8 protein-coding genes are annotated in these 13,311 nt (G+C 69.9%); 2 read left to right on the forward strand and 6 right to left on the reverse strand.

Going from position 1 to position 13,311, the window contains the following annotated elements:
* The first annotated feature begins 173 nt into the window (after positions 1-173).
* Positions 174-2,588: an excinuclease ABC subunit UvrA gene (locus OID54_RS08110; RefSeq protein WP_329016054.1), complete on the forward strand. Its 2,415-nt coding sequence runs from the start codon at positions 174-176 to the stop codon at positions 2,586-2,588.
* Between the two features lie 143 nt (positions 2,589-2,731).
* On the opposite strand, the gene cobT is transcribed toward OID54_RS08110, so the two are convergent.
* The 6 genes from cobT to OID54_RS08140 form a co-directional block, all read right to left on the reverse strand.
* On the reverse strand, positions 2,732-6,607 hold the full coding sequence (gene cobT / locus OID54_RS08115; protein ID WP_329016057.1) for a nicotinate-nucleotide--dimethylbenzimidazole phosphoribosyltransferase: 3,876 nt from the start codon (positions 6,605-6,607) through the stop codon (positions 2,732-2,734).
* Between the two features lie 343 nt (positions 6,608-6,950).
* Positions 6,951-8,231, reverse strand: a complete 1,281-nt coding sequence (gene cbiE, locus OID54_RS08120) for a precorrin-6y C5,15-methyltransferase (decarboxylating) subunit CbiE (RefSeq protein ID WP_329016059.1) — start codon at positions 8,229-8,231, stop codon at positions 6,951-6,953.
* A gap of 346 nt (positions 8,232-8,577) precedes the next feature.
* Positions 8,578-9,213 carry a GNAT family N-acetyltransferase gene (locus OID54_RS08125; RefSeq protein ID WP_329016062.1) on the reverse strand — a complete coding sequence of 212 codons (636 nt, stop codon included), beginning with the start codon at positions 9,211-9,213 and terminating at the stop codon, positions 8,578-8,580.
* Between the two features lie 411 nt (positions 9,214-9,624).
* On the reverse strand, positions 9,625-10,461 hold the full coding sequence (locus OID54_RS08130) for a MetQ/NlpA family ABC transporter substrate-binding protein (RefSeq protein WP_329016065.1): 837 nt from the start codon (positions 10,459-10,461) through the stop codon (positions 9,625-9,627).
* Positions 10,462-10,523: 62 nt separating this feature from the next.
* Positions 10,524-11,297 carry a methionine ABC transporter permease gene (locus OID54_RS08135; RefSeq protein ID WP_329016068.1) on the reverse strand — a complete coding sequence of 258 codons (774 nt, stop codon included), beginning with the start codon at positions 11,295-11,297 and terminating at the stop codon, positions 10,524-10,526.
* Entirely contained in the window at positions 11,294-12,343 is a 1,050-nt protein-coding gene (locus OID54_RS08140) for a methionine ABC transporter ATP-binding protein (protein WP_329027330.1), read from the reverse strand. The genes OID54_RS08135 and OID54_RS08140 overlap by 4 nt, the downstream gene beginning before the upstream one ends.
* 599 nt (positions 12,344-12,942) lie before the next feature.
* Here OID54_RS08140 and OID54_RS08145 point away from each other — a divergent pair.
* On the forward strand, positions 12,943-13,302 hold the full coding sequence (locus tag OID54_RS08145) for a hypothetical protein (protein ID WP_329016073.1): 360 nt from the start codon (positions 12,943-12,945) through the stop codon (positions 13,300-13,302).
* The last annotated feature ends 9 nt before the right edge of the window (positions 13,303-13,311 follow it).

The following is a 13,311-nucleotide window of genomic DNA, read 5'->3' on the forward strand; positions in this document are numbered from 1 at the left end:
CGGGCGGGGATCCTCCGACCAGGGCCGGGCTGATAATGCCGGTAGTGCCGATGGCGCCGACACCACTGCAGACCCACTGCAGAACCAGATGTAAGACTCGAAGCCGATCAGATCGAGCCAGGCGACGTCGACGGAGACCGCGAAGACGGCTCCGCCTCACAGATGGAGAGACGATGAGTAAGGCCAAGAGGACGGATACGCAGTCGCCTGCGCAACACGTCGCCGACAACCACGATCTGATCCGCGTGCACGGCGCGCGAGTGAACAACCTCAAGGACGTCAGCATTGAGATCCCCAAGCGCCGACTGACGGTGTTCACCGGAGTCTCCGGCTCGGGCAAGAGCTCGCTGGTGTTCGGCACGATCGCCGCGGAGTCACAGCGGCTGATCAACGAGACGTACAGCACCTTCGTACAGGGCTTCATGCCGACCACGGCACGGCCCGAGGTCGACGTGCTCGACGGGCTGACGACCGCGATCATCGTCGACCAGCAGCGGATGGGCTCGGACCCCCGCTCCACGGTCGGCACCGCGACCGACGCCAACGCCATGCTCCGCATCCTCTTCAGCCGGCTCGGCAAACCCCACATCGGCTCGCCCAGCGCCTACGCCTTCAATGTCGCCTCGGTGCGGGCGAGCGGTGCGATCACGGTCGAACGGGGTGCCAAGAAGACGGTGAAGGCGACCTTCAACCGCACCGGCGGCATGTGTCCGCGCTGCGAGGGGCGGGGCTCGGTCTCCGACATCGACCTCACCCAGCTCTACGACGACTCCAAGTCGATCGCCGAAGGCGCGTTCACCATCCCCGGCTGGAAGTCGGACAATGTGTGGACCGTCGGGGTCTACGCGCAGTCGGGGTTCCTCGACCCGGACAAGCCGATCCGCCGGTTCACTAAGAAGGAGATGCAGGACTTCCTCTACCGCGAACCGACGAAGGTGAAGGTCAACGGGGTCAACCTCACCTACGAGGGGCTGATCCCCAAGATCCAGAAGTCTTTCCTCTCCAAGGACCGGGAGGCGATGCAGCCTCACATCAGGGAGTTCGTGGACCGGGCGGTCACCTTCACCACCTGCCCCGAGTGCGACGGCACCCGGCTCAGCGAGGCCGCCCGATCGTCAAAGATCAAGAGGGTCAGCATCGCGGACGCCTGTGCGATGGAGATCAGGGACCTGGCCGAATGGATCCGCGGCCTCGACGAACCCTCGGTGGCACCGCTGCTCGCCGCGCTTCAGCAGACCCTCGACTCGTTCGTGGAGATCGGTCTGGGCTATCTCGCGCTCGACCGGGCATCGGGCACGCTGTCCGGCGGTGAGGCACAGCGCGTCAAGATGATCCGTCACCTCGGCTCGTCGCTCACGGATGTCACCTATGTCTTCGACGAGCCCACCATCGGTCTGCATCCGCACGACATCCAGCGGATGAACGATCTGCTGCTGCGACTGCGGGACAAGGGCAACACGGTCCTCGTCGTGGAGCACAAGCCGGAGACGATCGCGATCGCCGACCACGTCGTCGACCTCGGCCCCGGCGCGGGCACGGCGGGCGGCACCGTCTGCTTCGAGGGCAGCGTCGACGGGCTGCGGGCCGGTGGCACCATCACCGGGCGCCACTTCGACGACCGGGCCTCGCTCAAGGAGACCGTGCGCAAGGCCACCGGGGCCCTGGAGATCCGGGGTGCGACGACGCACAACCTCCGCAACGTCGATGTCGATATCCCGCTCGGAGTGCTCACCGTCATCACCGGGGTCGCAGGCTCCGGCAAGAGCTCGCTCGTGCACGGGTCACTGCCCCAGCAGGCGGGAGTGACCGGCGAGAGCGTGATCTCGGTCGACCAGAGCCCGATCCGCGGCTCAAGACGCAGCAATCCGGCGACGTACACCGGGCTGCTCGACCCGATCCGCAAGGCGTTCGCGAAGGTCAACGGGGTGAAGCCGGCGCTCTTCAGCGCCAATTCCGAGGGCGCCTGCCCCAACTGCAACGGTGCCGGCGTCATCTACACCGATCTGGCGATGATGGCCGGCGTCGCCACCGTCTGCGAGGAGTGCGAGGGGAAGAGGTTTCAGGCATCGGTCCTGGAGTACCACCTCGGCGGGCGCGACATCAGCGAGGTCCTGGCGATGTCGGTGGCCGAGGCCGAGGAGTTCTTCGGTGCGGGCGAGGCGAGCACCCCGGCCGCGCACAAGATCCTCGACCGGCTCGTCGATGTCGGGCTCGGCTATCTGAGCCTCGGCCAGCCGCTCACGACCCTGTCCGGCGGGGAGCGGCAACGGCTCAAGCTGGCCACGCAGCTGGGGAACAAGGCGGGCGACCAGCTCGTCTACGTGCTCGACGAGCCGACCACCGGCCTGCACCTCGCCGATGTCGAGCAGTTGCTCGGGCTGTTGGACCGGCTCGTCGACTCGGGCAAGTCGGTCATCGTCGTCGAGCACCACCAGGCGGTCATGGCGCACGCGGACTGGATCATCGACCTTGGCCCCGGCGCCGGTCACGACGGCGGCCGGGTCGTCTTCGAGGGCACGCCGACCGACCTCGTCGCCGACCGCTCCACCCTCACCGCCGAGCACCTGGCGGCGTACGTCGGCGCCTGATCCGGCCACTGCTCCTGCCCGCTCGCCCGTCTCCTGGCGCCACATCGCTCAGGGCCGGCCACCGGATGGTTTCCGGTGGCCGGCCCTGAGCGATGCCCGGCTGTCCGAGTCGGCGGGGTCATCCCCTCGTCAGCGCTTCGGAGTTACTTCTCCGTCACCCCGGCCGTGTCAAAGGTGGCGACCTCGTGCATGGCCCGGGCCGCACTCTGCACCACCGGTAGGGCCAGGAGCGCCCCGGTGCCTTCGCCCAGTCGGAGATCGAGATCGATCAGGGGGCGCAGACCCAGCTTGTTGAGCGCGGCCACATGGCCCGGCTCGGCGCTGCGGTGACCCGCGATGCAGGCGGCCAGCGCCTCGGGGGCGATCGCCCGGGCGAGCAGGGCCGCCGCTCCCGCGGACACTCCGTCCAGTAGGACCGGGGTGCGCAGGGACGCACCACCGAGGATCAGTCCGACGAGGGCCGCGTGCTCCAGTCCGCCGACGGCCGCGAGCACACCGATCGGATCGGCCGGGTCCGGGGTGTGGAGTTCCAGCGCGCGCCGGACGACATCGACCTTGCGGGCGTGCATCTCATCGTTGATGCCGGTGCCACGGCCGGTGACCTCCGCCGGGTCGAGACCCGTGTACACACAGATCAGCGCCGCCGAGACCGTGGTGTTGGCGATGCCCATCTCGCCGGTGAGCAGTGCCTTGTTGCCGGCCGCGACGAGGTCGCGCGCCGTTTCGATGCCGACCTCGATGGCGGCGAGCACCTCGTCACGGGTCATCGCGGGACCGGCGGTGAAGTCGGCGGTGCCCGCGCGGACCTTGCGGGGCAGCAGCCCGGGGGTGGTGGGCAGTTCGGAGACGACTCCGACATCGATGACGCAGACCTCTGCGCCGACCTGATTGGCGAAGGCGTTGCAGACCGCGCCGCCGCCGAGGAAGTTGGCCACCATTTGGGCGGTGACCTCCTGCGGCCAGGCCGTGACGCCCTGCGCGTGCACCCCGTGGTCACCGGCGAAGATGGCGACGGCAGCGGGCTCGGGGATGGGCGGCGGGCACATTCGGGAGAGTCCGCTCAACTGGGCGGAGATGATCTCCAACATGCCGAGGGCGCCCGCGGGCTTGGTCATCCGCTTCTGGCGCTCCCACGCCTCGCCGAGCGCCTTGGCGTCCAGGGGGCGGATGTTGGTGACGGTCTCCTGGAGGAGGCCGTGCGGCTCCTCGCCGGGCAGGGCGCGACGTCCGTACGTCTCCTCGTGGACGACCCAGGACAGCGGTCGGCGCTGGGACCAACCCGACTGCATCAGCTCGGGCTCCTCGGGGAACTCGTCGACGTATCCGACGCACAGGTAGGCCACGACCTCCAGATGCTCGGGCAGTCCGAGGGTGCGCACCATCTCGCGCTCGTCGAAGAAGCTGACCCAGCCCACGCCGAGGCCCTCGGCCCGGGCGGCGAGCCAGAGGTTCTCCACGGCGAGCGCGGAGGAGTACGGGGCCATCTGGGGTTGGCTGTGACGGCCCAGGGTGTGCCGACCGCCCCGGGTCGGGTCCGCCGTGACGACGATGTTGACGGGGGTTTCGAGGATCGCCTCGATCTTCAGTTCCTTGAACTGCTTGGCCCGTCCCTTGGGCAGCGACTTGGCGTAGGTGTCGCGCTGGCGCTCCGCGAGTTCATGCATGGTGCCGCGGGTCTCGGCCGAGCGGATCACGACGAAGTCCCACGGCTGCGAGTGACCGACGCTGGGCGCGGTGTGGGCGGCCTCAAGGACCCGGATGAGGACCTCGTGCGGGATGGGGTCGCTGCGGAAGCCGTTGCGGATGTCGCGGCGGTCGCGCATCACGCGTAGAACGGCCTCTCGCTCAGCGTCGTCGTACGCCGGTGCCGGAGGGTTCTTGGGCTCCTCGGCCGTCGGCGCGTCGACGGTCTCGGGCTGCGCTGCTTCTGCTGGCTCCACTGTGTTCGCTGGTTCTGCTGCCTCTGCGGTGGGTTGTACGTCGGCGGCAGCCGTCTCGGGCGCCGCGAGGTCCTGTGCCTCCGGGCTCGGCTCGGCCTCAGCGGCCGGCTGCACTTCGAGGGGCTCCTCCACCGCGGCTTCGACCTCGGCGGGCTCCGCCCCTGCCGCTTCGGGCTCCCCGGCGAGCAGCTCTTCCTGCGGTACGGGGGTGGCTTCGGCGCTGGCCTCCGAGTCGGCCGCGGCGGGCTCTGCGGATGTCGACTGCGGTGCGGCTTCGGCCTCGGGCACGGTGCCGGATGCGGTCTCGGGCGCATGGGCCGGTGCCTCGGCTGGGGCCGGTGTTTCAACTACGGCCTGCGTCTCGGCTGTGGCCTGCGTCTCGGCCTCGGCAGATTGGGCCGGGGCGGGCGGCGTTTCCGGAGCCTCGGTGGGAGCGGCTTCCGGGGCGGTGCCGGCCTCTTCGGCGGTGGCCGCGGGGGGCTCGACCTCAGCCGACAGTACGGGCGCTGTCTCGGCTTCGGGCTCTGCATCGGCTGCCGGCTGGGCGGGGGGCTCGGAGTCCGTTGCGACTGCCACCGAAGCTGCGGAATCCGGTGCTTCCGCGGGCTCGGCCGCGGCCACCGGGGCGGGAGCCGCAGCAGCGGTGGTGTCCGTACCCGCCGTGGGTTCCTGTGCCATGGAGCTCTCGACCGGCTGCGGAGCCGGGACGGACTGCTCGTCCGGCTCGGGCTGCTCGACCTGCGCGGGTTCCTCGACGGGTGCCGTCTGCTCGACCGGCTCGGTGGGCGCGGCGGACTCGGGCTGGGGCATGCCGGCTTCGGCGGCAGCACCTTCGGCCCCGGGCTGCGCGGAAGGCGCGGACTGCTCAGCCTCGGGCTCGGCCTCAAGCTCGGGTTGCCCAGCCTCGGGTTGCCCAGTTTCAGGTTGCCCGGCTTCGATCGGGGTGACTTCGGCCTGCGAGCCGTCAGCTTGCTCGACGGCCTCGGTCTCCTGCACCTCGTCAGTCACGGGTTGTGCCTCGTCCGCCGCCGCCCCGGAGAGGGCATCGGCGGGGGCAGCGTCGGCGGGGGCTTCCTGAACCGGGGGGACGACCGTTTCTGCTGCCACGGCCGCAACCGGCTGGGGCTGCGGGGGCTGAGGGTCCCACGGCACCCCTGCCTGCGGCGGAATCTCCCCGAACTGCGGACCGGCAAGGCCCGGTCCATCCAGGTACTCGGGACCGGCGGTGGGCACCGGGACGGTGAGGTTTTGCACGGTCAGCGGGTGCGGAGGCGTCTCGGCCGGCCCGCGGTCGGCGAGCGAGCGAACCACCCCGGCCGAGGAGTCCGCGGCCAGCGGAGGTCCCATGTGCAACGGGCGCGGCGCGGTCGGCGGGGTGAGACCGGACGCCATCGGCGCCTGCTGAACCGGAGCGCTCGCTTCGGCGGCCTCGGGGGATTGCGCGAAGCCGCCTGGTGCCGCTCCGGCCGCGGGCAGCGCGCCTTCCGACTGCGCACCCTGCTCCGCGGCGTGCTGTATGCCCGGTAGCGGAGCAACCGAGTCCGGAGCGCCGAGGTCCATCGGACCGCTCGGGGCCTGCACGGCTTGTTCCGGCTGTGCCGGACCTTCGGCGGCGGGCGCGGCGGTTGGTGCCGGTGTTGGTTCGGGGGCGCCCAGATCCGTCGGCGCGGCGAACTCCGGTCCTGTCTGCGAAGCGCCGTCCGGCTGGTCGCCGGCCACGGGCTCGGCCTGCCCGGGGGCATGGCCCACCCCCCGAACCTGGACCTGAAGTTGCGGCGGGATCGGCGGCGCCGGCGTGTACTGCTCGGGAACCTGCGGTGCGGGGGCCTGCTGGGCCAGTGCGACGGCAGGCCCGGCCGGGGCCGTCTGCAGGGCGTGCGCCGGCTGCTGAAGGGTTTGGGACGGGTCACTCCACGCGCCCTGGGCACCTGGCATCAGCAGCAGATCGTCTTCCTCGGGAGCGTGCTCGGAGGGGTCCAGGAAGGTGTACGCACCAGGACCGGGGCTACCCGGCTGCTGCTCCACCACGCCTGCGTTCTCCGGCAGTCCCTCACCTGGGATCTGGCCGGTGTCAGTCATGCGTACCCCTCGCCCATCGATTGTGATCCTTCGCCCGTAGCCCGGACGCCCGATCTCGGCACACGTGACGCCCGCCAACAAGAACGAGCGCGTGCGTCACGCGGCACGATCGCTACCGGACTCCCAGTATTCTCGCGGCCGTTCGCCACCACGGCACTCACATCCCGCCACGGTCGGCTGTGGGTTGCGCCACGTTGCGCCTCCCCGGTCCACGACGTACCACATACCGGAGTCAAAGCGGCACTGCTTTTCCGGTGTTCCTGGACATTGTCGATGAAGCGATGAAACGCCCGGGCGCGGTACAACGGTCGGTCAGCCTACCTGGCGACCTCTCCGACCGGGGTCACGGGGCGCGGTCGGGCGCCCTGCCCGAGAGCAGGAAGACGACGGTCCGCTCGCGCTCCTCCCAGTCGCCCGGGTCGAGTCGGACGGATTGCAGCAGGGCGCACTCGACGGTGTACCCACCGGCGCCGAGCGCGGCGCCGATGGCCTCCGCCTCGTCGCGGGTGAAGGCGTGGGCGACGATGCGTTCGGGGCGGCGGTCGGCGCAGGCAGAGACCACGGCCGCTCCCCCGCCCCCCACTCGTACGACATCCGGTTCGGGCAGCCGCTCCAGCACGTGCGGGGCCCGGCCGTGCACCACCTGGAGTTGGACGGCGGCACGCCGGCCGGCGGCGTCGGTGCGGGCGCAGGCATCCGCATCGACGTCGACGGCGATCACCGCGGCCCCAAGGCGAGCAGCGTCGACGGCGAAGGCCCCGGACCCGGATCCGACATCCCAGACGAGGTCGCCGACCCGGGGGCCGATGCGGGCCAGTTGAAGGGCGCGCACCTCCTCGGACTCCCCTTCGGCCCGTGACAGCGCGTCTTCGAGGGCGCCCGCTCCCCTGCCCCCGTCGGCGGCGCGCGGCGGCAGCTCTCCTCCGTAGGAGTCGGTGGGCAGCGCCCAGCCGCGCACCCCGACCGGGTGTCCGGCCTCCCGACCGGCGATCCAGGCGGCCGTCGGCGCGGGACGGACTCCGGAACCGCCGATGACGATCACGACATTGGGGTCCCGCCACACATGGTCGGCGGCCTTGTCGGAGGTGAGCACGCTGACCTGCTCGCGGTCGGTGCCCAGTTCCTCGCAGATGACGAAGGTGCGGTGGACGCCTTCGAGGAGCAGTGCCAACTCGCTGGGGCCTGCCCCCGGAGATGTCAACACGGCGACCTTGGGGTGCGCTCGGCAGACATTGACCGCGCGGCGGAGGGTACGGGGGTGGGCGACGACGATCTGGGCGTCGTCCCAGGGCATTCCGGCCCGGGCGAAGGCCGTGGCGACGGAGGACACCGCGGGGACGACCTCGACCTCCAGGCCGTGCTCGGGTGCGCGCAGGGTGCGGACGACTCCGAAGAAGCCCGGGTCCCCGTCGGCGAGCACCACGGCGGTGCCGCGGTGGCCCGCGATCCGGCGGGCGGCGAGGTCGATGCTGCCCAGGCGGATGCGTTCGGCCCCGGGCGGCACTTCGGGCAGCGCGAGATGGTGTGCGGCACCGGCGACCAGGGTGGCGGCAGTCAGCGCGGAGGTGGCCGTGGCGGTGAGGGGCGAACCGTCCCAACCGATCACCGTGACACGGTCGGCCATCTCATGAGCTCCTGGTGTCGTCGCAGGTGGTGGTCGCCCCTGAGCTGCGCGGGTGCGCGGGGGCAGAGTGACAGTACCTGGCTCGGGCACGGGCGGGACCGGCTCAACTGCCGGCGCCCTGGAGCACGGCCGATGCATGGCCGGGTTCTGCTCTTGTGCGGGCTCGGCAACCATGTCCTCGATCCCCGACCACCCTGGCGTGAGGCTGTGGAGGAGCGGACGGATCAGCGCTCGCCCTGCTCGGCGCGGAGGCTTTCGGAGCACCCGCCGCACGGTGTCCCGGTCAGTCAGAGCTGGACTGGGCTGGACCGGGCTGGGCTGGGCTGGGCTGGGCTGGGCTGGGCGGCTAATTCAACTCGTTGAAGGACGCATAGCCGAATTGCGCCATCTGGTCCGTGCCACCTTCGAGGTCCTCGGGCAGCAGGCTCCAGACGATGAGGTCGGTGCGCATGTCCATCCAGTCGCCGTCGTCCCGCTGGGCCCGGGCTATCCAGGCGTTGCGCAGCACTCCTTCGCTGATGCCGCCGACCTTCTGGGCGACCTGTTGGGAGGCGGTGTTGTCGGCCGGGGTGCGCAGTTCCATCCGTTCGAACTTCTGGTCCCGGAAGAGCCATTTGGCGACGGCCAGCACGGACTCGGTGGCGTACCCCTCGCCGCGGGCCCAGGGGGCCGTGACGTAGGAGATCTCGGTGGCGAGGGTGTGCCAGTTGGTGTTGCGGAGGCGGATCGTGCCGACCAGCCGCTGGGTGAGGAACTCGGTGACCGCGAGCGCGATGCCATCGCCGCGCGTGCGCTGTGCAGGAGCGATCCTGCGGACCCAGTCGCGGGCGTCGTCACCGGTGTACGGGAGGGGTGCCGATGTCCAGGCAGCCACGAGTTCGTCGTTCATCATCTCGGTGTACGCGGGGATGTCGGCCTCCTCGAAGGGGCGCAGCACCAGTCGCTCCGTGCTGATGGACACGTCCGGAAAGGTGGTAGTCATGCGCCGCTCCGTAGCCAGGGGCCTGCTGGGTCCGGGTACCAGAACCAGGGGTCTGCCGAAGTGCCAAGGATGCAGCATGGACACGCCCGGCCGCACCACAGGGTGCCGCTCGCGGCCGTGAGTCCGGCCGTGGAGCCGCATACCCCCAAGTGAGGGACGCTGTCGGTCCGTTCGAGGTGGGCTCACCTCGGCCCGCGGATTTTCCCGGGCGCTGGGCGCGGGCGCGGGGTCATGAGTCGAGGCCGTGGCGTACGGAGCCGCCATCGGTCTGACCGAGCGCTACCGGAGCGGGTTCGGTACGAGCTTCTGCCACTGACCCGTCCAGTTGGAAAGGCCCGCGGCCCCCGTGCGTACGTCGTGAACGTACGGACGGGGGCCGCGGGGTGACGTGGAGGCGACGGGCCGTGCCGCTTAGAACGCGGGTATGACCGAGCCGTCGTACTCGTCCTGGATGAACTTCTTCACCTCGGGCGAGTTCAGCAGCTTGACGAGCTTGACCACCTGCGGGTCCTTCTCGTTGCCTTCCTTGACGGCGAGGAAGTTGCCGTAGGGGTTGCCCTCCGCGGCTTCGAGGACGAGCGAGTCGTCCTTGGGGCTGAGCTTCGCCTCGACCGCGTAGTTCCCGTTGATCACGGCGGCGTCGACGTCGTCGAGCGAGCGCGGCACCTGGGCCGCCTCCAACTCCTTGAACTGGATCTTCTTCGGGTTCTCGGCGATGTCCTTGGGCGTTGCGTCGTTGCCGGCGCCCGCCTTCAGCTTGATCAGGCCGTTCTGATCGAGGAGCTTGAGCGCGCGGGCCTCGTTGGTGGTGTCGTTGGGCAGTGCCACGGTCGCGCCGTCCTTGAGGTCCGTGAGCTTCTCGACCTTGTTGGAGTAGAGGCCGAGCGGCTCCAGGTGGACCGTGACGACGGGCGCGATGGTGGTCTTGTTCTTCTTGTTGAAGTCGTCGAGGTAGGGCTTGTGCTGGAAGAAGTTGGCACCCACCTCACCGCTTTGGGTCGCCGTGTTGGGCGTCACGTAGTCGGTGAACTCCTTGACCTCCAGCTTGAGGTCCGCGTCGGCGGCCAGGTTGTCCTTGACGAAGTCGAGGATCTGGGCGTGCGGGACGGCGCTGGCGGCGACGACGAGCGTGCCGCCCGGCGACGCGGACTTGGAGTCGGAGTCGGAGTCGGAGCCGCAGGCGGAGAGTCCGAGGGTGAGGGCTCCGACAGCGAGGACAGCGGTGGTGATCTTGGCGGTGTTACGCACGAAAAGTGCCTTTCTCCATGGGTGGTGCGGTGGTACGACCCCGAGGGGGTCATTCGGGGGGTCTAGAGGGTCTTGTCGGGCCGGGGTGCGACCTTGGTGACGACGAACGGGGTGATCTGACCGACGGGGGCGGTGGCGTCGTGACGCAGGAGCCGTAGCCGGGGTGCGGAGGAACTGCGTCCGCGTCGGTGCAGACCACGGGCCGCGTAGTCGCCTGCGAACTGGATGAGGGAGATGACCACGGCGAGGATCGCCACCGTGATCCACATCAGTTCCGTCTCGAAGCGCTGGTAGCCGTAGCGGACGGCGATGTCTCCGAGTCCGCCCGCACCGACCGTGCCCGCCATGGCGGAATAGCCGATGAGGGCGACGACCGTGGTGGTCGCGCTGGAGATCAGCGACGGCAGCGACTCGGGGACGAGGACCTTGCGGACGACGGTCCAGGTGCTGCCGCCCATCGACTGGACGGCCTCCACGAGTCCGTGGTCCACCTCGCGGACGGACGTTTCCACCAGTCGGGCGAAGAACGGGATGGCGCCGATGGCCAGAGGGACGATCGCGCCCTCACGGCCGATGGTGGTTCCGGTGATCGCCTTGGTGAAGGGCATCAACGCGACCATGAGCACGATGAAGGGCATCGAGCGGGTGACGTTGGCGATCTGGCCGATGACCTTGTTGGCGAACGCGTTGCCGAGGAGTCCGCCGCGGTCGGTGAGGACCAGGACGATACCGAGCGGCAACCCGACGACGACCGCGATCACGGTGGACCAGCCGACCATGTAGAGGGTGTCCCAACAGGCGTCCACCAGCAGGGGCTGCATCTCGGACCAGGTCACTTGGCACCTTCCTTGAGCGCGTCGAGGCGGTCGGAGCCTCGGGCGGGCTCGGCGATCTCGACCTGGAGCCCCTGCTCCCGCAGGAATCCGATCGGGACGACGTTCTCCTCGAACCGGCCGGGCAGCTCGATGCGCATCCGGCCGACCTGTCGGCCGCCGACGGTGTCCATCGCCGCGCCGAGGATCGAGATGTCGATGTTGTAGGTGCGCGAGAGCTGCGAGATCACCGGGCGGGTGGCCGCGTCACCGTGGAAGGTGACGTCGACGACGGTGCGATCGGGTCCGGATGCGTCTCCCGCGACGGGGAAGAGCGCGGCGGCGAGCTGCGAGCCGGGCGTCGCAAGAAGTCCGCTGACCGTGCCGGACTCCACGATGCGTCCGTTCTCCATCAGCGCGGCCGAGTCGCAGACCGTCTTGACGACGTCCATCTCGTGCGTGATGAGGAGGACGGTCAGCCCCAGGCGGCGGTTGAGGTCGCGCAGGAGATGGAGGATGGAACGGGTCGTCTCGGGGTCGAGTGCGCTGGTGGCCTCGTCCGAGAGCAGTACCTCGGGGTCGCCGGCGAGGGCCCGGGCGATGCCGACGCGCTGCTTCTGCCCACCGGAGAGCTGGCTCGGGTAGGACTTGGCCTTGTCCGCGAGGCCCACCAGATCGAGGAGTTCGAGCGCCTTGCTGGCGCGCTCTCGCCGGGAGAGTCCGAGGATCTCCAACGGCAGTTCGACGTTGTCGCGGACCGACCGGGACGAGACCAGGTTGAAGTGCTGGAAGACCATGCCGATGCGGCTGCGGGCGGTGCGCAGTTCCTTGCCCGCCCGCGGTCCGCGGCCGGCGAGTGCGGTGAGGTCCCGTCCGTTCACGGTCACGGTGCCGGCCGTGGGGCGCTCCAGCAGATTGACGCAACGGATGAGGGAGGACTTTCCGGCGCCGCTCTGGCCGATGACGCCGTACACCTCGCCTTCCTCAACGTGCAGGTCGACGCCGTCCAGGGCGGTGACCTCGCGTCCTCGCGAGCGGTAGACCTTGGTGAGGCCCGTGGTGGTGATCACTGGGATGTCCATCACTGTCGAGTGCACGGCACACAGGCGCACCGGCACGGGGCGTTCGTCTTCGGGTGGGATGTCTTCGGAACGCGGCACGGTCTTCTTCCGGGGCGCGCTCGGCGGCTCCGGGGCGTGAAGGGGTCAGTGCATGCGCGGTGGCAGCGGCGATCCGATCAGGCGAACGGACGGCTGCGCGATCTCACTTCGGGGCGCGAGGCAAAGCGGGGGCCCTCAGAAGGCGCACATTCGACACAGACAACGAGCACCGGGCGTCGGGTGCGCCTCGGTCGCAAGGGTGCGGCTGCTCGTCGTGGTCATGTCGGCCAGTAAACCAGATGGTTCCAGCAAGCAAAGAGCGCCGTCCGAATAGCGGACGGCTGCGATATGGGGGCACCTACGACCCCACCCCTGGGAAAGTGCCCATCGAAACCGACCTGACCTGCGAAAATTAAGCCCTTCGGCGGATACCTGGGGCATCACCCTCGACCCCGCACTGTGGTCAAGGCCACGGTGAAGCCGCTGGCCCCGCTCCGCCGACGTGAGGGGCCCGACCTCGCACGGGGTCGCGCGCAAGGGGTCCTCGAACCCGTAATACGCTCGTGGGCATGCTTGACGCCCTGACGGTCGTGGTCGCCGTGACCGCGCTCGCCCTCGCCGCCTGGTGCGGATACGCGGCCTACCGCGATCAGCCCACCAAGGACTGGCACTTCATCGGCATGGCCGTGGTGACCGCCCTGGCCCTGATCCAACTGATCGTGGGCGTGGTGCAGCTGGCCCGGGGCGAGGACGCACGAGACGGCACGGTGACGTTCGTCGCCTATCTGATCGGTGCGTTCACGGCGGTCCCGGCCGCCGGTTTCCTCTCGCTCACGGAACGGACCCGCTGGGGCTCCGCCACCGTCGCAGCGGGTGCAGTGGTGCTCGCCGTGCTGCAAGTGCGGCTCTACGACATCTGGGGAGGCTGACCGTGTCCG

The organism is Streptomyces sp. NBC_00690 (assembly GCF_036226685.1).
In the GTDB taxonomy this organism is placed as follows: domain Bacteria; phylum Actinomycetota; class Actinomycetes; order Streptomycetales; family Streptomycetaceae; genus Streptomyces.